Here is a 24,050-nt window from a genome sequence, read left to right as displayed (position 1 = left end):
GCGCGAGTATCGGCAATGAGCCGCATCGGCGTCGGCATTATCGGGCTCAGCGCCGGCGCAGGCTGGGCGGCGCGCTCGCATCTCCCCGCGCTGCGCGCGCTCGGCGACCGGTTCGCGATCACCGCGGTCGCGGGCTCGTCGCCCGAGCGCTCGCGCGCCGCTGCGAGCGACTATGCTATCCCCTTTGCGGCGGATTCGGCCGATGCGCTGGCCGCGCACGCCGACGTCGACCTCGTCGTCGTCGCGGTGAAGGTCCCCGAGCACCGCCGGCTCGTCGAAGCGGCGCTTGCCGCGGGCAAGGCGGTGCTGTGCGAATGGCCGCTCGCGGTCGATGCCGCCGAGGCCGATCGTCTCGCCCGCGCCGCGGCAGACGCCCGCATAAAGACCTTCGTCGGGCTCCAGGCGCGCGGCACGGCAGCGGTGCAGCGCCTTGCCCAGCTGATAGCCGACGGCGCGATCGGCGATATCCTCGCCTCGAACATCAGCGCGGCGGTCGGTGTGCCATGGGCCGGCGTCACCGACAGCAGCCGCACCTATCTCAATCGCACCGCCTCGGGTGCGACGATGCTCACCATTCCCTTCGGCCATTGTCTCGATGCCATGACCTTGGTGCTCGGCGATTATGCGCGGTCGAGCGCCGAGCTTGTCACGCGCCGCACCGAGACGCTCGTCAAGGACGAGGGGGTGATGATCCCGACCGATGTCGCCGACCAGATCATGGTCGCGGGCCGCCTCGCGAGCGGCGCCGCCGCCTCGCTCCACTACCGTGGCGGTCTGTCGGCGGCGGGCAATTTCCGCTGGGAGATCAACGGCACCAAGGGGGATATCCTCGTCACCGGCGGCGATGGCCATCTGCAATATGGGCTGGTCGAGATCGCGCTCGCAAAGACCGGCAAGGCTCTCGCGCCGCTCGCCCTTCCCGCCGACCCGCTGCCGCCGCATGCGCGCGCGATCGCCGCGCAATATCGGGCGATCCACGCCGCGCTTGCGGGCGCGCCCTCTACCGTTCCGGACTTCGCCCATGCCGCCGCGCTGCACCACAAGCTCGGCGCGATCGCCGCCAAGGGCACCGCCAGCTGACAGGAGCCGACATATGGACACCGACTTCGAGACGATGGTTCGCACCCTCTGGGACCGGCAGCAGATCCACGATTGCCTCATGACCTATTCGCGCGCGGTCGACCGTCTCGACCGCGAACTCCTGCTTTCGGTCTATCATGACGATGCGATCGACGATCATGGCGTCTTCGTCGGCAGCCCGGTCGAGTTCGCCGACTGGGTGATCGACATGCACAGCCGCGCGCATCTCTCGCATCAGCATTGCCAGTTCAATTCGACGATCGAGCTCGACGGCGACACCGCCCATGCCGAGACCTATTATATGTTCGTCGGCCTCAACCGCGCCGGCACTCCGCTTGCCAGGTCGGGCGGGCGTTATATCGACCGCCTCGAAAAGCGCGACGGCCGCTGGGCCATCGCCGCGCGCCTCTGCTTGCGCGACTGGGCGCCGCTCACCGAGATTCCGGAAACGCTCGACCAATCGACCCTGACCGTCGTCGCGCTCGACGAAGCGACGCGGGCGCGGATGCGCGCCGGACCGCAGCCCGCGCGCGATCGCTCGGACCCCAGCTACGCGCGCCCGCTCCCCATCTCGCTGCCTTGAAATTATCTGTCAGCACCGGTGTTGACGCTCCACCCAAGCCCCGTTATCAACACTCTCGTTGACTACGCGAACACAAGCTCTCGCGAGTCCCGACACGATGCCTGGAGAGAGGATCAGCGGCATGGACTGCGGAATATTTCATACCCCCTATAATTTGCCGAACCGGTCGCCCAAGCAGCTCTTCGAATGGTCGCTCGACATGGCGCGGACCGCCGACGAGGCCGGTTTTCGCGACTTCCTGATCGGCGAGCATTTCACGCTGGCCCGCGAAAATATCCCCTGCCCCGATTCGGTGATCGCGGCGGCGGCGACGATGACCGAAACGCTGCGCTTCGCGCCGATGGCGCATCTCCTGCCCTATCACGATCCCGCCACCCTCGCGGTGCGCGTCGCCTGGCTGAGCCGTGTTCTCGAGGATCGCTATTATCTCGGCGTCGCGCCGGGGGGCCACCACACCGACGCCATCCTCCACGGCTATGACGGCATCGCACCGTTGCCGCCGCGCCAGCTCGAAGCGCTCCACCTGATGGAACGCGTCTGGAAGAACGAGCCGTTCCAGGAGATCGGCGAATATTTTCAGGCGGGTTTCCCGGGACCCGACAATATGCCCGGCTATCATGTCGAGATCGCGGATTCGACGCCCTGGCCGGGCATGGAGATTGCGGTGACCGGTCTCTCGGCCAATTCGAACTCGATGAAGTTCGCGGGAGAGCGCAACTATACGCCGATCGCCTTCTTCGGCGGCACCGAGCAGATGCGCCTCCATTATGAAACCTGGGCCGCGGCGATGGAATCGAAGGGCCACACGCCCGAGCGCAAGCGTTTCTCGATCTGCCGCGAGGTCTTCGTCGCCGATACCGACGCCGAGGCAAAACGCCTCGCGCTCAAGAGCGGCATGGCCGAGAGCTGGGAGCATTATCTCTTCCCCATCTACAAGAAGTTCAATCTCTTCCCCGGCATCATCGCGGACTCGGGCAAGGATCTCTCGCCCGACGACCTCGACATGGATTTCCTTGCCGATCATGTCTGGCTCTGCGGCTCGCCCGAAACGGTGGCCGAGAAGATTGCTTGGGTGGTCGAGAAGGCCGGCAGCTTTGGCCAGCTATGCGTCAATTCGCACGACAGCATCGACGATCCCGAGCCGACCCGCGAGTCGCTCCGCCGGTTGTCGCAGGAGGTGATGCCGCTGCTCGACAAATAAGGGGGGACCCGGCGGGGCCGCGAGGTCCCGCCGCGGTTTTTGGCCCGCAAGACGGCTTGCTGCGGCAGGCCAGGTAATTGGGAGACGCCGAGATGGCAACCGAAGCACCCGCAACCGACGACCGTGCACGCACCGAACGGCCGCCGCACGTCCCGGCCGACCGGGTCTATGAGATCGACATGTACAAGCCCGACGGCATCGAGACCGAGGGCTATCTCAAATCGTGGAAGACGCTGCAGGACAAGGATTTGCCGGGCCTCGTCTGGTCGCCGTTCAACGGCGGCCACTGGGTCGCGACGCGCGGCGCGCTGATCAGCGAAATCTACAAGGATCCCGAGCGCTTTTCGAGCCAGGTTCTCTTCATCCCGAAAGCCGCTGGCGAGGCCTATTCGATGGTCCCCTCGAAGATGGATCCGCCCGAGCATCGCTCGTACCGCGAAGTCGTCGACCGCGGCCTCAACCTTCGTTCGATCCGCGAACGCGAGCCGCAGGTCCGTGCGATCGCGGTCGAGCTGCTCGATTCCTTCGCGAAGCGCGGCCATTGCGATTTCGGGAAGGACTTTTCGGACGAGTTCCCGATCCGCGTCTTCATGGCGATCGCCGACCTGCCAATGGCCGACGCCCCGAAGCTCCGCGCCTTCGCCTCGGGCATGACGCGTCCCGGCGGCAACACGCCCGAGGAAATGGCCGCCAATCTCGACCGCGCGAACAAGAGCTTCTTCGACTATGTCGAAGTGCTGATCCAGGAGCGCCGCGGCAAGGGCGGCACCGACATCATCAGCCTGTGCATCCACAGCGAAATCGACGGCAAGCCGATGCCGCACCAGAAATTGCTCGGCATGATCTCGCTGCTCCTGCTCGCAGGTCTCGATTCGGTCACCAACTTCATGAACATGATGATGGATTTCCTCGCGCGGCACCCCGGCACCGTCCGCCAGCTCGCCGACAATCCGGCCGACATCAAGCGTGCGGTGGAGGAGATGTTCCGCCGCTTCCCGCTCGTGGCCGCGGCGCGGATGATCGCGCGCGACATCGAACTCGACGGTGTCGAACTCAAGGCGGGCGAAATGGTGCTCCTGCCGACCGCGCTCTCGGGCCTCGACGAGCGGCAGAATCCCGATCCCTGGAAGCTCGACGTCAAGCGCGGCCGCCCTGCCCATTCGACCTTCGGCGAAGGACCGCACCGCTGCGCAGGCCTGCATCTCGCGCGGCTCGAGACGACGATCCTTCTCGAGGAATGGATCCAGCGCATTCCCGAATTCCGTGCGAAGGCCGGATCCGAGCCGCATTATGAATCGGGCGTCGTCGCCTCGGTCGAGAATATTCATCTCGAATGGGATGTCGCTTGACGGGCCTTCCTCCCCAGCCCGCGAACGACGATCGCTCACCCCGGCCGCGCGGCCTGCCATGAAGGCGGTGATCTGCGAGGCCTATGGCCCGCCGAGCGAGCTCAAGGTCGCCGAAATGACGCCCGCACCGCTTGCCCCCGACTGCGTGCGGGTGCGGGTCGCCGCCGCGGGCATCAATTTCCCCGACACGCTGATCATCAAGGGCGGCTACCAGCTTCGCCCCGACTTCCCCTTCGCGCCGGGGTTCGAAGTGGCGGGGAGCATCGTCGAATGCGGCGCCGACGTTCGTGACCTGGCGCCCGGCGATTATGTCGTCGGGCTTACCGCCGCAGGTTATGGCGGCTTCGCCGAATATGCCGACGTCCGCGCCGCCGAGGCGGTTCGCGTCCCCGACAGCATCGACGAGATAACTGCCGCCGCCATCTATACCGCCTATGGCACCGCCTATCACGCCCTCGTCCAACGCGGCGGCGTGAAAGCGGGCGACTGGGTGGTGGTGCTGGGCGCGACGGGCGGCGTCGGTCTCGCCGCAGTCGATATCGCCTCGGCGCTCGGCGCCAAGGTCGTCGCGGTCGGCTCTTCGGAAGAGAAGCTAGCGCTCGCCAGCAAGGCGGGGGCGTCGGCGACGCTCGTCTACCGCGAGGGACAGCTGTCTGCCGATGTCCGCGCAGCGACCGGCGGCGCCGCCGACATCTGCATCGACCTCGTCGGCGGATCGGCCTTCACCGAAATGACGCGCGCGATGGCTTGGGAGGGCCGGCTCCTCGTCATTGGCTTCACCAGCGGCGAAATCCCGTCGCTCGCGGTCAACCTGCTTCTGCTCAAGGGCTTTTCGGCGGTCGGCGTCTATTGGGGCCGGTTCGCCGAGCGCGATCCCGAGGGCAACGCACGCAACTTCGCGCATCTCTGGGAGCTGCTCGCGTCCCGGCAAATCGCGCCGCACATCCATCGCGTGTTGCCGATGGAGCGGGCGGCCGAAGCGCTCGACGAGCTTCTGGCCCGCAAGGTCGCCGGCAAACTCGTCCTCGCGCCGTTTGGCACCTGACAGGTTGAAAGGCGAACTATGGCCGATCTCGACGAACTTCTCGCCAAGCAGGATATCATCGAAGTCCTGCATATGTACTGCCGCGGAGTCGATCGCCTCGACGAGGAACTCGTACGCGGTATCTACCATGAGGATGCGTATGACGATCACGGCTACTGGAAGGGCCGCGGCTGGGATTTCGCGCCCTTCGTGGTTGGCCGGCTGCGCGAGGCGAACGACTGGACGACACATTCGATCACCAATGCCCTGATCGAACTGCGCGGCGACAAGGCGCTTTGCGAGTCCCAGGTGATGGTGCATCTGAAGCGACGCGGCGCGGGTCCTGTGCTCGTGGACGTGATGGGGGCGCGCTATGTCGACCGTTTCTCGCGCCGCGACGGGGTTTGGAAGATCGACGAGCGCACCGTGGTGCTCGATTGGCACAAGGTCGAGAGCTGGGGCGCCGAGAGCGCGCCGATCCCGCTCGATGATTTCACCACGGGTCAGCGCGACCGCGGCGACGCAATTTATATCATGCAGGAAAAGTTGACGCTGCGCTGAGCAGCGGCCCACGAGGAGAGAAAGATGATCATCGGCGTCCATCACACCGCGATCTCGACACATGATATCGAGGCACTCTCGGCCTGGTATATCGAGATGTTCGGGCTCGAGAAGCTGTGCGACGACGGCTGGTCCGACGCTCCGGAACTCGACAAGATTGTCGGCCTCGACAATTCCGCGGCACGCTTCATGCTTCTGAGCGGCGGCAATCATTGCATCGAGCTGTTCGAGTTCAGTTCGCCCGAGCGCGGCGAGCACACGCCGAGCCGCCCCGTCTGCAAGCCGGGCTTCACGCACATCTGCTTCGCGGTCGACGACATCGTCGCGGAGCATGCGCGGCTCAGCGCCGCAGGCATGGAATTTTTCTCGGCTCCGACGGTAGCCGGCGGGCGTCCGCTCGTTGCGACCTACGGCCGCGACCCCGACGGAAATGTTGTCGAGCTGCTGCAAGTGATCGACGATGGTCCATTCGCGTTCCCGACGACGCAGCCGCAGTGGAAGGTCGGGCGGAAGGACTGAGAGGAAAGAGCCATGACCGCAATCCGGCCCGAAAAAGACGTCGACATCATCTTGGTGCACGGGCTGTTTATCGGCCCATGGGCATGGGACCGGGTACGCGAACATCTGCCCGACGAGTTCACCGTCCATACGCCCGAACTGCCGTTTCAATCGCTTGCCTCCGACGCCGCGCTGGTACGCGGCCAGGTCGCATCATCGGTTGCTGCCGGTCGCGCCGTCCTGCTCATCGGCCATAGCTATGGCGGGATGGTGATTTCCGAGGCCGGCCATGACGCGACCCATCTTGCGTATCTCGCCGCGCTCGCTCCTGAGCCCGGGCAGACCACCGCCGACGTCGCGGCTGGCTGCGTAACCGATCTGTGCAATGCCGCTATGATCCCGTCCGACGACGGCCAGACGATCAGCATCGACCCGGAGCAAGCGCCGGCAGCCTGGTACCATCTCAGCAGTTCCGAGGACGCGGCGGCGAGCATTGCCCGTCACCGTTCGGCGCAGGCCTCGATTTTCGGCGAGGCGGTCGCGCGCCCAGCCTGGCTCGAGCGCCCGTCGACCTATATTCAGTGCACAGAGGATCGCGCAGTCGATCCAGGATATCAGAGCAGCATGAGCCGAAGGATGGTCACCTTGGCCAGCGTGAGCGGTGACCACTCCGCTTTTATCTCGGTGCCTTCCAAGGTCGCCGCTGTCATCGAGATGCTCGCAAGGTCCTGCGGTGCGAGTAGCATCGGCCGCTCGCCGGGCCAGGAGAAGCGTCTCACTCCGCCATAAGCCCGGCATCGATCAGATGATCGCTGGCGGTGATGTAGGACGCAGCGTCTGACGCCAGGAAAAGGACGAGCTCCGATACCTCGCCCGGCTCACCGATCCGCCTGAGCATCGTCATCTGCTCGCGAAGCCCCCGCTGTGACCCCACCGCGGTAGCCATCGGCGTTTCGATAAAGCCCGGAAGCACTGCGTTGGCGCGGATCCCATGTTTCCCATATTGCCCCGCGACGAGCTTCGTCATGCCGCGCACGGCAAACTTGCTTGCGACATATGCCAGGTTGGGCGCGCCGCGCGGGACGCCCGTACCCGCAACCGAAGAGATGTTGACGATCGATCCTATGCCGGCGCGCAGCATCGAGGGTATGACGCTGCGCATACCGTAGAAGACACCCGTCTGGTTTATTGCGATGATGCGGTCCCAATCCTCGTCGGACAGGTCCGCGGTCATCGCGGAAGGACCGAGAACCCCGGCGTTGTTCACCGCTATCGTTATCGGACCGAAGCGGGCCTCGCTTTCGCCCACAACTCGGGTCCAGTCATCCCTGCTGGCGACATCATGTTTGAGAAACAAGGCGTCGCTTCCGAGCTCAGCCGCTAAAGCCTCCCCCTCGTCTTCGAGCATGTCGGTTAGGACCACCCGTGACCCCTCGGACACGAACAGGCGGGCATGCGCTGCACCCATCCCACGCGCTCCACCCGTTATGAGCGACACCTTGCCTGCCAAGCGATCCATCGAGAACACTCCTGAAACGAACATTTGTTTGTTCAAATGATGCACGCCATCGTGCCCTCACGCAAGGTCGCTTGTCTCAATATTCTCGTGTCTTCACGAGGCGGTACGTGCCGAACCCGACGCGCTCCAGAATGCCCTCCTCGCACATCATCGTCATGTCATGGCGGGGCACGCCGATGCCTACAAAATCCTTCGCCCGAACTGATTATCGGGAGGCCGCGCGTTCTGTACAACGCTCTCGAGGAAGATTTGTGACACTCTCTCGTCGGCGATTTTGAGGTCTGCGGAGAGCGACTTTTCTGGCGTAGCTGATCCTCAATGACGCCAAATTCTATCGGAAACGCTCGCCGGAACATCTTCAGACGCGGCATAGCGATCATGGCCGAACACCAACCGATTATCGCTCTTTCTTGCCGGTTTTCGGCTTGTCGAGATCAGAATAGACGTGCAGAGATACGGTTCATTCTTCGGTAAAAAACTGTATAAAGATCGGATTTGGAGGCGGCATGCCCAGGGCAAGCAAATTAGCGACCGAGAGCGTCAATGTGGTCGAGATTGACAATGACTGGGACCTTCTGCTCGAAAAAATAGCGGATCGTTCGCGCCGCCACACCGAACGAAAGCAGGATCGAAGCAAGCGGACCGAACAGCAGATCCTGACCGCAGCCCTGCGCGTGTTCTCACGCGACGGGATTTCCCGCTCGAGAATCGCCGATATCGCGGCAGAATCAGGCATTTCGACCTCGACGCTCTATGAATATTACAAAAGCAAGGAGGATCTGGCCTATGACCTGCCTCTCAAAAATCTCTCGGCCTTCTTCGAATCCTATCGGAATGCGCTGACAGGCGAGGAAAGCGCGCGCGAACGTCTGATAATTTATCTGACGATGTCCGCCGATTATGCCCGAGAACATGCGGATTGGGCACGCCTATTCTACCTTGAAATCTGGCCAAGCGTTCTGGTTGTCGACACCGAACTACAAACCAGCATCAACGACTTCGCGAGGCCGGTACTCAAACTGCTTGAAGAAGGGATTGCGGAAGGTTGGGTATCGCCGAAGCAGGATATCTATGAGACGGCAGCGCTGATAATCGGCGGCTCAAACCAGCTCATCATCACTTGGCTATTGTACCGGAAACCCAAGAATTTGACAAAGGCGGGATCCGAGATGGCCGAACGAATGGTACGACTGCTGGAAGCCGAAACCAAAATCGACATCTAGTCACGCCACAAGACCCTCATCGCTGACAGAAGTGGCATTGCGAGCACGGCCTGTCAGGTTCGCCGCAGTCTGCTTTAGCGGATGAACTTTCGGACATAATCTTTGCCGAGGCCGACCTGTTCGAAATGAGCCGCGGCCTGCTCGATCCGCGTGAAGACGTCGGCATAGCCCGTCGCCTTGCCGTCCTCATCGAGCTCGATCAGCGTTCCCGTGATCCAGAACAAGGTTTACGAGAAGCCGTCGCCGGTCAGCGTGTGGATATCGCCCGGCGCCTCGAAGACATAGCTCCCTTCCTCGGCGCGCCAGTCGCGCTCGAGATAATGCCAGGTTCCGCGAATGACATAGCCGTGCACCGGCGACGGATGCGCGTGGCGGCTGATGAAGCCGTGCATGTCGATGCGAACGACGTTCGTCCAGGCGCCGCGCACGGTGTCGAAGAGGAGCGGCCGCATCCAGACGTCCGCCGTTGCGGCGGGTACCCAGTGGCGGGGATCCCCGGACACTGCCGTCTCGACGATCTCGGCCGGGCTCCACGGGCTGACTTCCACCATCGCCCTCATCTCCTCATCAGCCATTCGCCGGCGCCGCGGCGCGTCACAGCGATCAGACGATCGGGCGCTGCTCGACGATGGACAGGCCATAGCCTTCGAGCGCCACCAGCGACTGCGGCGCATTGGTCAGCAGGATCATGTCGTGCACGCCGAGCTCGGCGAGGATCTGGGCGCCGCCGCCATAGTCGCGAAGCTCGAGGCTGCGCGCGATATCGCGCCGAACGGGATCGCTCGACGGGACGAGCGCGCGGCTCACATAATCGTTCACGAAGCGGTTGATCATGACGATGACCCCGCTCCCCGCCGCGCCGATCATCTCCATCGACTTTTCGACGAGGTGCGTGCGGTCGGAGGCCTCGGCGAAGACATCGTGCATGATCGACAGGAGGTGCATGCGCACGAGCGTCGGCTTGGCCGGATCGATCTCGCCTTTCACGAGCGCCAGCGTTTCCTCGCCGGTCGACTCGTTCACGAAGGCAATCGCTTTCCACTCGCCGCCAAATTCGCTCACGACCTTGCGTTCGCCGATGCGCTTCATCATCCGGTCGTGCTTGCGGCGATAGGCGATGAGGTCGCGGATCGTGCCGATCTTCATCTCGTGCTTGGCCGCGAACTCGACGAGATCGTCGAGCCGCGCCATGCTGCCGTCGGCCTTCATCACTTCGCAAATCACTGCCGACGGGTTGAGGCCCGCGAGACGGGCCACGTCGACCGACGCCTCGGTATGTCCGGCACGCACGAGGACGCCGCCGTCGCGCGCAACGAGCGGGAAGACATGACCCGGAGTCACGATGTCGGCAGAGCCGCGCGAGGCATCGATCGCCACCGCGATCGTACGTGCCCGGTCGGCGGCGCTGATTCCGGTGGTCACGCCTTCGCGCGCCTCGATCGATACGGTGAAGGCCGTTTCGTGCCGCGTCCGGTTCTTGTTCGACATCATCTCGAGCCCGAGCTGCTCGCAGCGCTGCTTCTGCATCGCGAGGCAAATCAGGCCGCGGCCATGCTTGGCCATGAAATTGATCGCATCGGGAGTCGCCATCTGCGCCGGGATGATGAGGTCGCCTTCATTTTCGCGGTCTTCATCGTCGACCAGAATGAACATGCGGCCGTTGCGCGCCTCGTCGATGATTTCCTCGACCGTCGCTATCGCGAGCTTGGCCATGTCGCTCTCCCCTCGTGCCGCGATCATGGAATCCGCTGTTCCCACATTACCCATGATCACGCTCCTTCGAGTCCCACAGAAATCCAATGATCTATCGAATTATCTACGCCTAGGAATCAATTTTGCCAAGAGATACCTTGAACAATTCGCAGACGGTGTTATCAATATCCGATCTTTCATCGGTTTTGGAGCTCTCACTTGGCCGATAGCGCCGTCCCTTTGCAGGCCGACTGCTGCCCCGACGATCACCGGGCCAATTTCGTCGCGCAAATGCGCGTGGTGCCCGGCCCCGTCGCGCTGATCTGCTCCGCCGACGGCGACAAGCGGACGGGCATGGCCGCCACCGCCTGGAACTCGCTGTGCGCCGAGCCGCCGATGCTGCTCGTCTGCGTGAACCGCTCGGCGAGCGCGAACGAGATGATCGTCTCTTCGGGGCGGTTCAGCGTGAACCTTCTCTCCACCGACGATGTCGAGACGGTCGCGATCTTCTCGGCGCAGCGCGGCCTTTCGGGCGCCGCGCGATTCCTCGACGGGCAATGGGACACGGGCGAGCTTGGCCAGCCGATGCTGAAGGGCGCGGTCGCGGTCTTCGAATGCGAGCTCGAGGCCAGGCACAGCCATGGCACGCACGATATCTTCATCGGGCGGGTGCGGCATATGACGAAGACCGTGGGCGCCGAGCCCTTGCTCTATATGGACGGCGGATATTGTACGCCCGCGCCGCTGGCGGCGGGGTGAAAGGATAAGCATAAGGACGGGCACAAGGCACGCGCGAGACGGCCGGCCGCGATCGGGATCGAGTGATGTTGGGCAATTCAAAGGACAGGACAGATGATTGACAAGCTGGCCGCTTCCGCCGCCGAGGCCGTATCGGGCCTGCACGATGGCGCGGCGATCATGATCAGCGGCTTCGGCGAGGCGGGCGTTCCCGCCGAACTCATCGACGCCGTCGTCGATCATGGCGCCACCGACCTCACGATCATCAGCAACAATGCCGGCACCGGTGAGGTCGGCATCGCCGCGCTCATCAAGGCGAACCGGGTGCGCAAGGTCATCTGCTCCTATCCGCGCATGGCGAACTCGGTGCATTTCGAGGCGCGCTACCGTGCGGGGGATCTCGAGCTCGAACTCGTCCCGCAAGGCAATCTCGCCTGCCGCATCCAGGCCGCGGGCTCGGGTCTCGGCGCGGTCTTCACGCCGACGGGCTATGGAACGATGCTCGCCGAGGGCAAGGAAACGCGCGAGATCGACGGGCGCCAATATGTGCTCGAATATCCGATCCACGCCGATTTCGCGCTGGTGAAAGCTTGGGCCGCCGATCGCTGGGGCAACCTCGTCTACCGCAAGGCAGCACGCAACTTCGGGCCGATCATGGCGATGGCGGCGAAAAACACGATCGTGCAGGTCGACCAAGTCGATGCGCTGGGGACGCTCGACCCCGAGATCGTCGTGACCCCCGGTATTTTCGTCAATCGCATCGTCGCGATCCCGACCCGCTCGGCGGCGGCGGCCTGAAGGAGATATGGACATGCAGCGGATGGATCGCGAAACCCTCGCGGCGCGCGTCGCCAAGGACATTCCCGAAGGCGCCTATGTCAATCTCGGCATCGGGCTGCCGACGAAGGTCGCCAATTTCCTCCCCACCGAGGGCGACTTCTTCCTGCACAGCGAGAATGGCATTCTCGGCATGGGGCCGGCGCCCGCCGAGGATGATATCGACTGGGATCTCATCAACGCCGGCAAGCAGCCGGTCACGCTCCTCACCGGCGGCTGCTTCTTCCACCATGGCGACAGCTTCTCGATGATGCGCGGCGGCCATATCGATATCTGCGTGATGGGCGCGTACCAGGTGTCCGAAAAAGGTGATCTCGCCAACTGGCACACCGGCGCGCCCGACGCGATCCCGGCGGTCGGCGGCGCGATGGATCTCGCGGTCGGCGCAAAGCAGGTCTTCGTGATGATGGACCTCCTGTCGAAGACCGGCGAGAGCAAGCTCGTCAAGGAGTGCAGCTATCCGCTGACCGGTCTCGGCTGCATTTCGCGGCTCTATACCGACCTTGCCATCTTCGACCTCGGTCCCGACGGCGCGAAGGTCGTCGAGATGGTGGGCGGCCTCGATCTCGCAGAGCTCAGAAAGCTCACCGGCCTCGAACTCGAAATGGCCGCCTGACGCGGTGGCGGCGACGCCGGAACCGCTCGTCTTCGGGGCGTTCGCGCTCGACTGCCGCGCCGACGGCGTCGCGATCGCCACCTTTTCGCGGCCGCCGGTCAATGCCTTCTCGATCGCCGAATATCGCGCGCTCGGCGATCTCATCGCCCATGTCGAGGGCGACGCGGCGATCCGCGTGCTTGTCCTCGCCGCCCCCGACGATGCGCGGGCCTGGTGCGGCGGCGCGGATCTCCACGATTTCGAGGGCATCACCAAGGCTGCGCGCGCCGAGCGCTATGCGTTCATCAACAGCGTACTGCCGCGCTTTCATGCGCTCGACCGGCCGACGATCGCGGCGATCAACAAGCCAGCGATCGGGCTCGGCATGGTGCTCGCGAGCCTCTGCGACTTTCGCGTCGCCGCCGCGTCGGCGGCGTTCGCGGTGCCCGAGATCAATTTCGGCCTGCTCAGTGGCGGCGCCGGCCGCTTTTCCGCGCTGCGGCTCCCCGAGCCGAAGCTGCGCGAGATGCTCTACACCGGGGCGCGCTTCAGCGCAGCGGACCTCGCGCCGACGGGTTTCTTCAACTATGTCGTCGAGGAGAGCGAAGTTCTCCCCCGCGCGCTCGCGCTGGCGGAGCAGCTCGCGGCGAAGGATCCCGCAGCGATGCAGGCGCGCAAGCGCGACACGCTCGAGCTCGAAGGCACGGCGTGGCTCGCCGCCTATGAACGCTCGCAGCGCGCCTCGGGCGATCTCGTCGAAAATGAAGCGAGCCGGAGCGGCGTCCAGGACGCACTCAAGTCGCGGAGCGGTTCCGACCGGCCGCCTGTCGGCTGACCAGCCACGTTCCGGCTGACCGGCCCGATGCCGGCCGAAGCCTTAGCGACCCTGCCAGACGGCGGGGCGCTTCTCGAGGAAAGCGGTCACGCCTTCGACCTTGTCGGCGGTGCCGAACAGGCCCGCGAAGGCCTGGCGCTCCATCGCGAGATGCGCGGTCTGGTGGCTCTCGAACCCTGCGCGGACGAGCGCCTTGCCCTGCTGCATGGCGAGCGGCGCGCGCGCCGCAATCTTCTCGGCGAGCTCCAGTGCCGCGGCGACGGCATTGCCGTCGCCCACGACATCGGTGACGAGTCCCGCGTGCAAGGCTTCGGCGGCGGTCAAGGCTTCGCCGAGCAGCACCATCTTCATCGCGCGGCCGCGCCCGACGAGGCGCGGCAAGGTCGCGGTTCCGCCGGCGCCGGGGATGATCCCGAGATTGGTTTCGGGTTGGCCGAACTTTGCCGAAGCACCGCTCACGACAAGATCGCAGCACATGACGAGCTCGTTGCCGGCGCCGAGCGACCAGCCCTCGACCGCGGCGATCAGCGGCTTCGAAAAGCCGCGAATGCGCGCCCAGATCGCGGGCCGCGGATCGTTCATCGCCCCCGCGGTATCGCGCGAGGCAAGCTCGCCGATATCGGCGCCGGCCGCGAAGACCTTCTCGTTTCCGGTCACGATCACCGCGCGCACGGCGGGATCGGCGGCCGCCGCGTCGAGCGCATCGGCGATGCGGCCGAGCAGGTCGGTCGCGAGCGCATTGCGTTTTTCGGGCCGGTTGAGACGGAGGAGGAGCACATGCTCGGTGCGCCGCTCCGCGGTCAGGCTTGCATCGGCTTCGCTCACGTCCAGTTCCTCATATATTGCGACGGGCGATACATCGCCTCGCCGGTTTCGTCGGCGATCGCCGCGAGCGCGCTGCGCACGCGGCCGCGGCCGTAAAGATCGGCCCAGGCAAAGGGGCCGACGGGATAATTGGCGCCGAAGCGCATCGCGGCGTCGATGCCCTCCTCGCCCGCGACATGCTCGAACACGGCATCGGCGGCGGCGTTGGCGATCTGCGCGAGCGTGCGGCAGACGATCAGCCCCGGGCGATCGGCGATGCGGATCGCGGCGCGCCCGAGCGCGCTGGCAAGATCGATCACGACCTCCGCCGCTGCACCGTCCGACGCCGCAAAGAGGATCGGCCCCTCATTCTCGGCGAGCGTCCAGTCGATCAGCGCGACGGGCGTGCCGGTTTCGGCCGCGATTGCGCTTGCCGGGCGCCCGGCGGTGATGCCGATCGACGCGCCGCCGACGGCGAGGAGGTCGCCGGGCGCCGAGCGAAGCAGGGTCTCGGCTTCGGCGCGGCCTTGTCCGTCCGGAACCGCGCGCGGCACCGCATCGACGCTCGCGGGCGTCGGAGCACCGTCCGAATAATCATAGATGCCGCGCCCCGTCTTGCGCCCATACCAGCCGGCGTCGACGAGCGCCGCCTGCGCGCGCTGGGGCACGAAGCGGGTGCGTCCGAAATAGGCGTCATGGACCGAGCGGGCGACGGTGAAATTGACGTCCTGTCCGATGAAGTCGGTCAGTTCGAGCGGCCCCATGCGAAAGCCGGCGGCGCGCACCGCGGCGTCGATCGCACCGGCGCTCGCCGCCTGCTCCTGGAGCGCCGTGAAGGCCTCGGCATAGAAAGGGCGCGCAACACGATTGACGATGAAGCCCGGCACATCGGCGACGGGCACCGCGACCTTGCCCCACGCCTTGGCCGCCACCGTGACGGTGTCGGTCGCGGCCGCATCGGTTGCCGGACCCGAGACGATCTCGACCAGCTTCATTGCGCCGGGCGGGTTGAAGAAATGCATGCCGATAAAGCGTTCGGGCCGCGCCAGCGGCTTTGCCAGGCCGGCGATCGGCAGCGAGGAGGTGTTGCTCGCAAGGACCGTATCGGGGCCGACGATCGCCTCGAGCTTCGCGAACAGCTCAGCCTTGATCGGGGCATTTTCGACGATCGCCTCGATCACCAGCTCGCTGTCGCCAAGCGTGTCCAGATCCTCGGTGCAGATGATGCGCGCGAGGGTCGCCGCCGCATCGGCGGCATCGAGGCGCCCCTTGGCGACGAGTCCGTCGAGCGCCTTGCCCGTGCGCCCCCGTGCGGCGGCCAGCGCGTCGGCGGACAGATCGAACAGGCGCACCGTCGCACCGCTTTGCGCGGCGATCAGCGCTATCCCCGATCCCATCGCACCGGCGCCGCACACGGCGACCCGCGAAACTGCCGTCATTCGCTTTCTTCCCGGAGGCGGACGAGGATCGTGCCATGTTCGACGAGCGCGCCCGGCGATACGCAGACTTCGGCAACGACGCCCGCGGCGGCCGCAAGGAACGGCTCCTCTTCGTCGAGAACCGAGAGACGCGCGAGTTCGGCGCCCGCTGCCACACGGTCGCCGACCGCGAGGACCGTCACCAAGGTCGCGACATGCGGCGCCGCGATATCGCGCAGCGCGCCGGTTACCCCGGGATCGAAGTCATCGTCCGCACCCTCGGACGCCGCTTCATACTCCGCGGCGAGCAGCGGATTGGGGCCGCCGCCTTCGCGCGCGATAAAAATCTCGCCGCGCGCATCGATCACATGGGTTTCGGTCCAGTCGCCCTCGAGGAAGCTCCCCATCAGCGCGCGCAGGTCGTCGATCGCGGCGGCGAACGGGTCTTTGACGTCGCTCATGCCGCGGCCTTTCCAAAGTCGGGAAGCACGACCTGCTCGAGCCAGCGTGTGTGGATCCGGTTCTCGACAAAATCGGGATGGGTGATGATCGCGCGCTGCAGCGGGAGCGTCGTCGGCACGCCCTCGATCGCAAATTCGTCGATCGCGGCGACGAGCCTCGCGATCGCGTCGCTGCGGTCGCGGCCGTGCGCGATCAGCTTGCCGACCATGCTGTCATAATAGGGCGGGATCATCGCCCCGGCGGACATATGGCTGTCGAGGCGAATGCCCTCGCCCGTCGGCGGCTCCCAGCGCGTGATGCGCCCCGGGCTCGGCATGAAGTCGCGCGCGGCATCCTCGGCGTTGATACGCAGCTCGATCGCATGACCCGACAGCTTGATGTCGTCCTGCGCGACCGAAAGGCCCGCGCCGCCGGCGATGCGGATCTGCTCCTGGACGAGATCGAAGCCCGAGATCATCTCGCTCACCGGATGCTCGACCTGGATGCGGGCGTTGACCTCGATGAAGTAGAATTCCTGGCGCTGGACGTCGAAGAGGAACTCCGCGGTGCCCGCGTTGCGATAATTGACGCTCGCGGCGAGGTCGACCGCCGACTGGTGAAGCTGCGCGCGCAGCGCGTCGGACATGGCGGCGCAGGGCGCCTCCTCGATCAGCTTCTGGTAGCGGCGCTGGACCGAGCAGTCGCGCTCGCCGAAATGAAGGACGCTGCCCTTGCCGTCGCCCATCAGCTGGACTTCGACATGGCGCGCCTCGGGGACGAAGCGCTCCATGAAAAGCGTGCCGTCGCCGAAGGCCGCGACGGCCTCGGCCGAGGCGCGGTGAAAGCCCGCCTCGGCATCGTCGCCATTATGCGCGATGACCATGCCGCGGCCGCCGCCGCCCGCCGAGGCCTTGAGGAGCACCGGATAGCCGATGCGGTCGCCCTCGCGGCGCGCGTCGGCGGCGCTCGCGATACATTCGCTTCCCGGCACGAGCGGGACACCCGCGGCGCCCGCCATCGCGCGCGCCTGGAGCTTGTCGCCGAGCGCGTCGATCATGTCGGGCTCGGGGCCGACGAAGGCGATGTCGTGCTGGTTGCAGAGGCGCGGGAGGATCGAGCGCTCCGACAGGAAGCCATAGCCCGGATGGAGCCCGTCGCATCCGCTTTCGCGCGCGGCATGGACGATGAGGCGGGGATCGAGATAGGATTTGGCGGCCGCCGCCGGCCCCACGACGATCGCGCGGTCGGCAAGACGCGCGGCGGCGCTGTCGCGGTCGGCCTCGGACACCGCAACGACCGTCTCGATATCGAGTGCCTGCGCGGCGCGAACGACCCGAAGGGCGATCTCGCCGCGATTGGCGACAAAGAGGCGCTTGATCGCCATCAGCCTTCCACCACCACGAAGAGCGGCTGGCCGCCCTCGACCATGACGCCGTCCTCGACGAGGATGCTGTGGATGCGGCCGGCCTTGTCGGATGCGAGCGCGGTGAAAAGCTTCATCACCTCGATGAGGCAAAGCTCGTCGCCCACCGCGATCGTGTCGCCGACCTCGACATAGGGTGCCGAGCCGGGCTTGGGCGAGCGATAGAAAGTGCCGATATTGGGGGCGGTGATGATCACGCCGCCGGGCGGCAGCGCGCCCGCCGGATCGGCGGCCGCTGCAGCAGGCGCCGTGGCGGTAGGGGCGGCAACCGGGGCGGCCGCCGGAGGCCGGGCCGCAGGTGCCGGCGCCGCTCCGCCCGCCTGCCCGTCCCGGCGAACCGCCATCCGGCCCGCCGGCGATGCGTCGCGAGAAAGATAGATTTCGATGTCGCCGCGCCGGATATGCACTTCCCGAAGCGACGAACGCTCGAACTCCTGAAGCAGGAAAGTCAGTTTCTCGGGAAATTCGCCGGAGCTCATTCTTGTCGTCCTGAAAAGAGTACGGGGTCGCCAGCGATGACGACCCCGCACGCTGGGAGAGCATTTAATATTTGAACTGGACCGATACGCCGTAGATCGCAGGCTTACCACGGTAGCGGACGAGCGTGTCAAGATAGGTCGAAACCGCCGTGATATAGGACTCGTTGGTCACGTTGCGGCCGAAGACCGAGACGCGCCAGCGATCGTCTTCCGCGGCAATCCCGGCGCGCAGATCGAGCGTGGTGTATGACGGGATGACGAAATCGTCGGCGCGCAGCACCGCGGTTTCGAACGTCGCATTCTGCTTGCCCTGATAAACGAGCGTCCCGCCGACGAAGGCCTTCATGTCGCTCGACAGGTTGGCCTCGTACTGCGCGTCGAAATTGGCGCTGAACTTGGGCGTATAAGGCAGCTTCGAACCCTTGAAGTTGCCCGTGAAACCCTGAGCGTTATAGATGGCCAGACCATCGGGGGTTGCCGAATAGTCGTCGGTGACCTTGCTCTTGAGATAGGTCGCGCCCGCCGAGAAATTGAGGCCGTCGACCGGTTCGGCGGTGAATTCGCCCTCGAGGCCCCAGATATAGGATCCGGGAACGTTCAGCATCTTCTCGAGCAGGCCGAACACCGTATCCTGGATACGGCCGCGGACCTGCTTGTCCGAATAGTCGTAGTAGAAAGCGGCGCCATTGAGCTGAACGCGGCGGTCGCCCAGCGGTGCCTTGAAGCCCGCTTCATAGGCAATCACCTTCTCCTGCGTCGCCGGCGAGTATTGGTTGACGCGTGAGGCGCCGATCGCAGAGAAGATGCCGGCCTTGTAGCCCTGGCTCACCGTCGCATAGAGCAAGGTCCCGCCGTCGAACTTGTAGTTCGCGCCGATACGGAAGGAGACATTGTCCTGGTCGAGGCTGCTCGCCACGGGGACAAGCGTCGATTGCGCCGTCCCGAGCAGAAGGTCGCCCGTCGTCGGGAAGCACTGGCCGGGCAGGATCGTGATCGGAACGCTGTTGAGCGCCGAGCCGAAGACGAGCGCCGTGCCCTGCGCCGTATCTTCCGGCGGATCATTGTAGCAGTAGAGCGCATCGAGCTCATTCTTCGTATAGCGAATGCCGCCCTGTACGGTGAAGTTCGAGCCCAGCTCGGCTTCGATGTTGCCGAACAGGCCGAAGGTCTTCTGCTTCGAGTTGTAATTGTTGCGCGTCAGCGTGATGAGGTCGGAGTTTGCCGAATAATCGCCGAGGAAGAAGAAGTTGTTCTGCTCGGTCTTGATGTTGTCGAAGCTTCCGCCGACGATCCAGTTCACCGCGCCCATGTCGCCGGCGATGCGAAGTTCCTGGTTGAACGACTTCACATAACCGTCGAGCGGCACGTCGACGACGCGGGCGGTCGTGCCGTCGAGGTCCTGCGCATATTCGATATTCTTCTTCGCATAAGCGGTCGTCGAGGTGATCGTGACCGTGTCGCTCACCGAGAAATCCGAGCGCAAGGCGAACTGGTAATAATCATTGTCCGACTTGCCGAGCAGGCCGTCGCCCCAGTCCGCACCGCGGGCGCTATCGCTGATCGGCGTTCCGAGCAGCGCGTTGGCACCGGCGCGTACCCCGGCATTGGGGCTCGACAGGCGGCCGGCGACGACGGTCTGGCGGCCGAGGAAGGAGGCGTCATAGCCCGGGCTCGTCGGCGTGGTCAGCTCGGCGTAGCGCGCCGCATCGACATAGCCATAGGGGTTGCCCGAGGCGGTCAGCGCAGCCTGCGTGCCGTAGATATTGAGGTTGGTGCCGGCATATTGCGAGGCCAGCGGATCCGAGCGATCGCGCGCGCCGGTGGCGGTGAACAGGAATTTCACCGCGCTCAAGGGTTCGAACTCGAGCGAGAAACGGCCCATCAGCTTGCGCTCTTTGCCATTTTCGTCGTCGGGCCGCGAGAAGCTGCGCTGATAGGCTCCACCGGTCACGCCTTTGACGGCAAGGCGGGCGCGCAGCGTATCGGTCAGCGGGCCGCTCACATGGCCTGACAGTTCGAAGCGATCGAAGCGTTCATAGGACGCAAAACCGCCCACTTCGAAGGTGTCGGTCGGCTTGCCGACGATATAGTTGATCGCGCCGCCGGTCGAGCTCTGGCCGAACAGGGTGCCCTGCGGCCCTTTCAGCACTTCGAGGCGCTGGATGTCGAGGTCGAGGCCGTCCGACATGAGCGGGACGTTGCGCGGAACTTCGTCGGTGTAGATCGACACCGACGGCGCGGCGCCGAAGGTCGCGTCATAGAGGCCAATACCGCGAAGCGTGTAGACCGGGGTCGAATAGATCGACTGGGTGAAGGTGAAACCCGGGACGAGCTTGGCGAGATCCTCGGGACCCTTGATGCCGCGCTCGCCGAGGCTTTCGCCGGTCGCCGCAGTGATGGTGAGACCAACGTCGTTCAGCGCCTGCTCGCGCTTGTTCGCGGTGACGATGATCTCGTTGTTCGAGGCTTCGGTTTCCGTATCGGCCGGAGGTGCCGCCGGCGCCGTCTGCGCCGCGACCGGCACAGCTGCCAGCATCGCCACCAGCATGGCGGACGAAGCGAGGAATCTATTGGTTTTCATATCAGGCACCTCCCATTTTGCGACCGCCCTGCCGTGCAGCGTCGATCGCCCGTTTTTTTGACTATCCAGCGATCATGGCTCCATCGACGACATGTTCTGCGCCGCTCACGAAGCTTGATTCGTCCGAAGCGAGGAACAGCACCACCCGCGACACTTCATCGGGCTGGGCCAGTCTTCCCAGGGGAATGAGGTCGGCGGCTCCGCCGCCTTTTTCGTCTGTCGCGGCGACCATCATCGGCGTCAGAATATATCCCGGGTGAACCGAGTTCACCCGGACGCCGGCGTGGCCGTATTGCGCCGCGATGAGCTTGCTCATCCCGCGAACGGCGAATTTGGTCGAGCAATAGGCCGCATTGGACGATGCGCGCGTCCCCAGCATGCCCGCGATCGATGAGATGTTGACGATCGAGCCGCCGCCGTTGGCGATCATGTCCGGCAGCACGGCCTTCATTCCGAGGAAGACGCCGAGTTCGTTGACGCGAAAGACGTCGGTGAATTCCTCGGCGGTGAACTCGAGGATCGATTTCACCGGGCCGATGATGCCGGCATTGTTCACCAGCACCGAGACGGGACCGAATTTCGCATTGGCCAGCGCGACGACGCGGTCCCAGCCTTCGGGGCTTGCAACGTCGTGCGGCGCGAACACCGCGGCGTCGCCCAGTTCGCGCGTGATCCTCTCGCCATCGTCGGAGTTGATGTCGGTCAGGACCACGCGCGCGCCCTCGGCGGCAAAGAGACGGGCATGCGCCTCGCCCATACCCTGGGCGGCCCCCGTCACGATCGCCACTTTTCCGCCGAGACGTCCCATGGTCAGGCCGCTTCCGTCGCGCCCGTGGCGATCTTCGGTGCGACTTCCTCCGCCAGCAGCTTCATCGAATGCTCCCAGGGTTCGGGATTGTCGATATAGTCGTGGCTGTAGATGAGGAGCGTGCCGAAGGGCCCGCCGAGTTCGCTCATCCAGTGATCGAGCTTCTGGCGCACGGTCTCGACCGACCCGACGATCCAGACATGTTCCGCGAGATAGGCGGCATCGACATCGGCGGGATCGACATTCGGATCGTGGAGCAGGCCCTTGAGCACGCCGAAGCGTTCGTAGGTCGGCTTGATATAGGCCTTCCATGCGTCGCCGATGCCGCCTTCGATCGCGAGCTTGCGCGCTTCCTCGTCGGTTTCGGCGACGATGACGTCACGCACGACGCGATGGGCCGAGCGGTCCGACGTGCGGCCCGCTTCGCTCATCTTGTCGCGATAGGTCTCGAAATGGCTCTTCAGGAATTCATTGCCGGCATAGACCGAGGCCGGGATGAAGCCGTGCGTCCCGGCAAAGGCGATCGACGGCGACGGCGCGGACAGGCCGGTCATCGCCATATGGATATCCCCGCCCCAGGGCCGGACGTCACGCAGCTTCTTCTTGGGGTCGGCCTCGGGATAGCCGGCGTTCCAATATTTGCCTTCGACACTGAAGGGCTCGGCCTTCCATACCTTCTCCATGATGTCGATCGCCTCGAGCATCATGTCGTGGTTCTTCGACATGTCGGTGATGCCGCGCAGCGCCGCATCGGTCGGATAGGCGCCGGTCGCGACGCCGAGCATGTAGCGGCCCTCGAGGATCTGACTCAGCCAGGCCGTCTGGACGGCGAGCGTCGCGGGGTGATGATAGGGCAGCAGGTGCGCGAGCGGACCGAATTTGATGTTCTCGGTCTGGAGCGCGGCCGCGGCAATGACGAGTTCGGGGCTGGGGATCGATTCCCAGTCGAGCGTACCATGCTCGCCGACCCAATATTCGGTGAACCCGACCTTGTCCGCATGCACGGCCTGGCGGATCGCCCATTCGAAAACCTGCTTGGGTTTGCGCTCCGGCCGGAGAAAGGGCGTCTGAAACATACCGATTTTCATGTTGGATACCTCGTTCCTAAAGGGTCAGCGCGATGGGGCGGACCCGATGCTTCAATAGCCCGGCCACGCATTCGCCGCATGGCTTTGCGATGCGGCCGACCGCGGGGCAGCACCCATCCAGGCGTGCGATGATTTTTCGGAGAGCGAACAAGGAGGGAGCGGCGCGAAAGCGCGCGGCAGACGCCGGATCGGCGTGCGTGCTCCGGCCTTAAGGCTGAAGCGGTGTCCAGCGGTTGCCGTGACGAATGCCATTTGCCGATTCTCCCAAAAGCCGCCGCACAGCTTCTTTCGGCTGGTGCGGCATCAATCTCCTACGCCGACCGTCACCTAGCGTCAAATAAAATCGACCATTCGTCGGAAAACTTCATTTGCGTTGCAAAAATGCGACTCTCCTTCTCTCGCCTCACCTGCCCTCTCACATCCTAGAAAATGCCAGCATATCGTAGCGATTATCGCCTCAAGACAGCGCCAGATAATCGCCGATTGACCATGGCGCGGCGCTGGTCCAAACTCGAACAATAAACGGTTTTAGAAAGTCGGGTTGATCATGAGTGTCCAGGACATCGCCGCCGCGGCCGTCACGGCAGCAGGATGGGAGAAACTCCTCGAGGAGATATTGGCGCGAGCGACTCGGGACACCGAGCGCAAGCAGGACCGCAGCCGGCGAACCGAGCAGCAGATCTTCAACGCGGCTTTGCGGGTTTTTGCGCGCGACGGCCTGTCCAGATCGAAGATATCGGACATCGCGGCGGAGGCCGGGATCTCGACCTCGACCTTCTACGAATATTATAAGAGCAAGGAGGATCTCGCCTACGACGTCCCCATGTTCTACCTCGCCGACTTCTTCGAAAGCTATCGCGCCGCCGCGCCCGCCTCGATGAGCGCGCGCGAGCGGCTGCTCCTCTATCTTACCATGTCGGCGGACTATGCCCGCGAGCATGCCGAGTGGGCGCGCCTCCTCTATCTCGAGATCTGGCCGAGCGTTTTCGTCAGCGAGACCGAGCTCCAATACACGATCAACGACTTTGCGAAGATCGTCCAGTTCCTGGTCGAGATCGGCAAGGTCGAGGGTTGGGTCGATCCGACGCGCAACAAATATGATACCGCGGCGATCATCATCGGCGGCTCGAACCAGCTCATCATCACCTGGCTGCTCTACCGAAAGCCGCGCAACCTCACCAAGGCCGGCGCGGAAATCGGCGAGCGCATCATCCGGCTCCTCGAATGCGAACGCCGGGCGACCTGAACGCGGTCCGGTCGTCGCGGCGCGAGC

Annotated in this window: 26 protein-coding genes; 14 read left to right on the top strand and 12 right to left on the bottom strand. The window is 64.7% G+C overall.

What is annotated here, in order from left to right:
* The first annotated feature begins 15 nt into the window (after positions 1 to 15).
* From L0963_RS17035 to L0963_RS17000, 8 genes are all read left to right on the top strand, one after another.
* On the top strand, positions 16 to 1,080 hold the full coding sequence (locus L0963_RS17035; RefSeq protein WP_234180745.1) for a Gfo/Idh/MocA family protein: 1,065 nt from the start codon (positions 16 to 18) through the stop codon (positions 1,078 to 1,080).
* A gap of 13 nt (positions 1,081 to 1,093) precedes the next feature.
* Entirely contained in the window at positions 1,094 to 1,663 is a 570-nt protein-coding gene (locus L0963_RS17030) for a nuclear transport factor 2 family protein (protein WP_067185504.1), read from the top strand.
* Between the two features lie 121 nt (positions 1,664 to 1,784).
* On the top strand, positions 1,785 to 2,864 hold the full coding sequence (locus tag L0963_RS17025) for an LLM class flavin-dependent oxidoreductase (RefSeq protein ID WP_234180743.1): 1,080 nt from the start codon (positions 1,785 to 1,787) through the stop codon (positions 2,862 to 2,864).
* A 92-nt stretch (positions 2,865 to 2,956) separates the two neighbouring features.
* Positions 2,957 to 4,213 (top strand): cytochrome P450, encoded by a 1,257-nt coding sequence (locus L0963_RS17020; protein WP_067185508.1) that lies wholly within the window; start codon positions 2,957 to 2,959, stop codon positions 4,211 to 4,213.
* 58 nt (positions 4,214 to 4,271) lie between these two features.
* The gene (locus L0963_RS17015) at positions 4,272 to 5,258 is read left to right on the top strand and encodes an NADPH:quinone oxidoreductase family protein (RefSeq protein ID WP_067185509.1); all 987 of its coding nucleotides are present in this window, start codon (positions 4,272 to 4,274) and stop codon (positions 5,256 to 5,258) included.
* Positions 5,259 to 5,276: 18 nt separating this feature from the next.
* Positions 5,277 to 5,798 carry a nuclear transport factor 2 family protein gene (locus L0963_RS17010; protein ID WP_234180741.1) on the top strand — a complete coding sequence of 174 codons (522 nt, stop codon included), beginning with the start codon at positions 5,277 to 5,279 and terminating at the stop codon, positions 5,796 to 5,798.
* Between the two features lie 24 nt (positions 5,799 to 5,822).
* On the top strand, positions 5,823 to 6,317 hold the full coding sequence (locus L0963_RS17005; protein WP_067185513.1) for a VOC family protein: 495 nt from the start codon (positions 5,823 to 5,825) through the stop codon (positions 6,315 to 6,317).
* A 12-nt stretch (positions 6,318 to 6,329) separates the two neighbouring features.
* On the top strand, positions 6,330 to 7,085 hold the full coding sequence (locus L0963_RS17000; protein ID WP_234180739.1) for an alpha/beta fold hydrolase: 756 nt from the start codon (positions 6,330 to 6,332) through the stop codon (positions 7,083 to 7,085).
* Here L0963_RS17000 and L0963_RS16995 read toward each other — a convergent pair.
* Positions 7,072 to 7,860, bottom strand: a complete 789-nt coding sequence (locus tag L0963_RS16995; protein ID WP_326490197.1) for an SDR family NAD(P)-dependent oxidoreductase — start codon at positions 7,858 to 7,860, stop codon at positions 7,072 to 7,074. The genes L0963_RS17000 and L0963_RS16995 overlap by 14 nt on opposite strands.
* 461 nt (positions 7,861 to 8,321) lie before the next feature.
* On the opposite strand from L0963_RS16995, the gene L0963_RS16990 reads away from it, so the two are divergent.
* On the top strand, positions 8,322 to 9,038 hold the full coding sequence (locus tag L0963_RS16990; protein ID WP_234180737.1) for a TetR/AcrR family transcriptional regulator: 717 nt from the start codon (positions 8,322 to 8,324) through the stop codon (positions 9,036 to 9,038).
* Between the two features lie 74 nt (positions 9,039 to 9,112).
* Here L0963_RS16990 and L0963_RS16985 read toward each other — a convergent pair whose 3' ends face one another.
* From L0963_RS16985 to ribB, 3 genes are read right to left on the bottom strand one after another with little or no spacing between them, the layout of a single operon-like run.
* A complete protein-coding gene (locus L0963_RS16985; RefSeq protein WP_234180735.1) occupies positions 9,113 to 9,262 on the bottom strand; it encodes a hypothetical protein in 150 nt (49 codons plus the stop codon).
* Between the two features lie 3 nt (positions 9,263 to 9,265).
* The gene (locus L0963_RS16980; protein ID WP_234180733.1) at positions 9,266 to 9,589 is read right to left on the bottom strand and encodes a cupin domain-containing protein; all 324 of its coding nucleotides are present in this window, start codon (positions 9,587 to 9,589) and stop codon (positions 9,266 to 9,268) included.
* 52 nt (positions 9,590 to 9,641) lie between these two features.
* Positions 9,642 to 10,778 carry a 3,4-dihydroxy-2-butanone-4-phosphate synthase gene (gene ribB, locus L0963_RS16975; RefSeq protein WP_234180815.1) on the bottom strand — a complete coding sequence of 379 codons (1,137 nt, stop codon included), beginning with the start codon at positions 10,776 to 10,778 and terminating at the stop codon, positions 9,642 to 9,644.
* Between the two features lie 171 nt (positions 10,779 to 10,949).
* Here ribB and L0963_RS16970 point away from each other — a divergent pair, with 171 nt between their 5' ends.
* The 4 genes from L0963_RS16970 to L0963_RS16955 all read left to right on the top strand — a co-directional run bounded on the left by L0963_RS16970 (position 10,950) and on the right by L0963_RS16955 (position 13,735).
* Positions 10,950 to 11,489, top strand: coding sequence for a flavin reductase family protein (locus L0963_RS16970; RefSeq protein WP_234180731.1), 540 nt, complete (start codon positions 10,950 to 10,952; stop codon positions 11,487 to 11,489).
* Positions 11,490 to 11,582: 93 nt separating this feature from the next.
* Entirely contained in the window at positions 11,583 to 12,266 is a 684-nt protein-coding gene (locus L0963_RS16965) for a 3-oxoacid CoA-transferase subunit A (protein WP_234180729.1), read from the top strand.
* Positions 12,267 to 12,279: 13 nt separating this feature from the next.
* Complete coding sequence (locus L0963_RS16960) at positions 12,280 to 12,921, top strand: 3-oxoacid CoA-transferase subunit B (RefSeq protein WP_442800567.1); 642 nt, start codon at positions 12,280 to 12,282, stop codon at positions 12,919 to 12,921.
* A gap of 4 nt (positions 12,922 to 12,925) precedes the next feature.
* Positions 12,926 to 13,735, top strand: coding sequence for an enoyl-CoA hydratase/isomerase family protein (locus tag L0963_RS16955; protein WP_234180725.1), 810 nt, complete (start codon positions 12,926 to 12,928; stop codon positions 13,733 to 13,735).
* Between the two features lie 42 nt (positions 13,736 to 13,777).
* On the opposite strand, the gene L0963_RS16950 is transcribed toward L0963_RS16955, so the two are convergent.
* The 8 genes from L0963_RS16950 to L0963_RS16915 form a co-directional block, all read right to left on the bottom strand.
* Complete coding sequence (locus L0963_RS16950) at positions 13,778 to 14,560, bottom strand: enoyl-CoA hydratase-related protein (RefSeq protein WP_234180723.1); 783 nt, start codon at positions 14,558 to 14,560, stop codon at positions 13,778 to 13,780.
* Complete coding sequence (locus L0963_RS16945) at positions 14,557 to 15,978, bottom strand: 3-hydroxyacyl-CoA dehydrogenase NAD-binding domain-containing protein (RefSeq protein WP_234180721.1); 1,422 nt, start codon at positions 15,976 to 15,978, stop codon at positions 14,557 to 14,559. Before L0963_RS16945 ends, L0963_RS16950 begins: the two co-directional genes overlap by 4 nt.
* Complete coding sequence (locus L0963_RS16940; RefSeq protein ID WP_234180719.1) at positions 15,975 to 16,418, bottom strand: biotin/lipoyl-containing protein; 444 nt, start codon at positions 16,416 to 16,418, stop codon at positions 15,975 to 15,977. Before L0963_RS16940 ends, L0963_RS16945 begins: the two co-directional genes overlap by 4 nt.
* Positions 16,415 to 17,782: an acetyl-CoA carboxylase biotin carboxylase subunit gene (locus L0963_RS16935; RefSeq protein WP_234180717.1), complete on the bottom strand. Its 1,368-nt coding sequence runs from the start codon at positions 17,780 to 17,782 to the stop codon at positions 16,415 to 16,417. The genes L0963_RS16940 and L0963_RS16935 overlap by 4 nt, the downstream gene beginning before the upstream one ends.
* The gene (gene accB / locus L0963_RS16930) at positions 17,782 to 18,300 is read right to left on the bottom strand and encodes an acetyl-CoA carboxylase biotin carboxyl carrier protein (RefSeq protein WP_234180715.1); all 519 of its coding nucleotides are present in this window, start codon (positions 18,298 to 18,300) and stop codon (positions 17,782 to 17,784) included. The genes L0963_RS16935 and accB overlap by 1 nt, the downstream gene beginning before the upstream one ends.
* A gap of 64 nt (positions 18,301 to 18,364) precedes the next feature.
* Positions 18,365 to 20,881 (bottom strand): TonB-dependent receptor, encoded by a 2,517-nt coding sequence (locus tag L0963_RS16925; protein WP_234180713.1) that lies wholly within the window; start codon positions 20,879 to 20,881, stop codon positions 18,365 to 18,367.
* 61 nt (positions 20,882 to 20,942) lie between these two features.
* Positions 20,943 to 21,689: a glucose 1-dehydrogenase gene (locus tag L0963_RS16920; RefSeq protein ID WP_234180711.1), complete on the bottom strand. Its 747-nt coding sequence runs from the start codon at positions 21,687 to 21,689 to the stop codon at positions 20,943 to 20,945.
* 2 nt (positions 21,690 to 21,691) lie between these two features.
* On the bottom strand, positions 21,692 to 22,777 hold the full coding sequence (locus L0963_RS16915) for an LLM class flavin-dependent oxidoreductase (protein WP_234180709.1): 1,086 nt from the start codon (positions 22,775 to 22,777) through the stop codon (positions 21,692 to 21,694).
* 547 nt (positions 22,778 to 23,324) lie between these two features.
* Between L0963_RS16915 and L0963_RS16910 the strand changes: the two genes are divergently transcribed.
* Complete coding sequence (locus tag L0963_RS16910) at positions 23,325 to 24,023, top strand: TetR/AcrR family transcriptional regulator (protein ID WP_234180706.1); 699 nt, start codon at positions 23,325 to 23,327, stop codon at positions 24,021 to 24,023.
* The last annotated feature ends 27 nt before the right edge of the window (positions 24,024 to 24,050 follow it).

This window comes from Sphingopyxis sp. NFH-91, from assembly GCF_021401285.1.
In the GTDB taxonomy this organism is placed as follows: Bacteria; Pseudomonadota; Alphaproteobacteria; order Sphingomonadales; family Sphingomonadaceae; genus Sphingopyxis; species Sphingopyxis terrae_A.
This window is presented reverse-complemented; position numbering and strand designations above follow the sequence as displayed.

Excerpts from the sequence above, each read along its gene's own strand:
- L0963_RS17035 (WP_234180745.1), top strand. The coding sequence starts at position 16 with ATGAGCCGCATCGGCGTCGGCATTATCGGGCTCAGCGCCGGCGCAGGC.
- L0963_RS17030 (WP_067185504.1), top strand. The coding sequence starts at position 1,094 with ATGGACACCGACTTCGAGACGATGGTTCGCACCCTCTGGGACCGGCAG.
- L0963_RS17025 (WP_234180743.1), top strand. The coding sequence starts at position 1,785 with ATGGACTGCGGAATATTTCATACCCCCTATAATTTGCCGAACCGGTCG.
- L0963_RS17020 (WP_067185508.1), top strand. The coding sequence starts at position 2,957 with ATGGCAACCGAAGCACCCGCAACCGACGACCGTGCACGCACCGAACGG.
- L0963_RS17015 (WP_067185509.1), top strand. The coding sequence starts at position 4,272 with ATGAAGGCGGTGATCTGCGAGGCCTATGGCCCGCCGAGCGAGCTCAAG.
- L0963_RS17010 (WP_234180741.1), top strand. The coding sequence starts at position 5,277 with ATGGCCGATCTCGACGAACTTCTCGCCAAGCAGGATATCATCGAAGTC.
- L0963_RS17005 (WP_067185513.1), top strand. The coding sequence starts at position 5,823 with ATGATCATCGGCGTCCATCACACCGCGATCTCGACACATGATATCGAG.
- L0963_RS17000 (WP_234180739.1), top strand. The coding sequence starts at position 6,330 with ATGACCGCAATCCGGCCCGAAAAAGACGTCGACATCATCTTGGTGCAC.
- L0963_RS16990 (WP_234180737.1), top strand. The coding sequence starts at position 8,322 with ATGCCCAGGGCAAGCAAATTAGCGACCGAGAGCGTCAATGTGGTCGAG.
- L0963_RS16980 (WP_234180733.1), bottom strand. The coding sequence starts at position 9,589 with ATGGTGGAAGTCAGCCCGTGGAGCCCGGCCGAGATCGTCGAGACGGCA.
- ribB (WP_234180815.1), bottom strand. The coding sequence starts at position 10,778 with ATGATCGCGGCACGAGGGGAGAGCGACATGGCCAAGCTCGCGATAGCG.
- L0963_RS16965 (WP_234180729.1), top strand. The coding sequence starts at position 11,583 with ATGATTGACAAGCTGGCCGCTTCCGCCGCCGAGGCCGTATCGGGCCTG.
- L0963_RS16960 (WP_442800567.1), top strand. The coding sequence starts at position 12,280 with ATGCAGCGGATGGATCGCGAAACCCTCGCGGCGCGCGTCGCCAAGGAC.
- L0963_RS16945 (WP_234180721.1), bottom strand. The coding sequence starts at position 15,978 with ATGACGGCAGTTTCGCGGGTCGCCGTGTGCGGCGCCGGTGCGATGGGA.
- L0963_RS16940 (WP_234180719.1), bottom strand. The coding sequence starts at position 16,418 with ATGAGCGACGTCAAAGACCCGTTCGCCGCCGCGATCGACGACCTGCGC.
- L0963_RS16935 (WP_234180717.1), bottom strand. The coding sequence starts at position 17,782 with ATGGCGATCAAGCGCCTCTTTGTCGCCAATCGCGGCGAGATCGCCCTT.
- accB (WP_234180715.1), bottom strand. The coding sequence starts at position 18,300 with ATGAGCTCCGGCGAATTTCCCGAGAAACTGACTTTCCTGCTTCAGGAG.
- L0963_RS16925 (WP_234180713.1), bottom strand. The coding sequence starts at position 20,881 with ATGAAAACCAATAGATTCCTCGCTTCGTCCGCCATGCTGGTGGCGATG.
- L0963_RS16920 (WP_234180711.1), bottom strand. The coding sequence starts at position 21,689 with ATGGGACGTCTCGGCGGAAAAGTGGCGATCGTGACGGGGGCCGCCCAG.
- L0963_RS16915 (WP_234180709.1), bottom strand. The coding sequence starts at position 22,777 with ATGAAAATCGGTATGTTTCAGACGCCCTTTCTCCGGCCGGAGCGCAAA.
- L0963_RS16910 (WP_234180706.1), top strand. The coding sequence starts at position 23,325 with ATGAGTGTCCAGGACATCGCCGCCGCGGCCGTCACGGCAGCAGGATGG.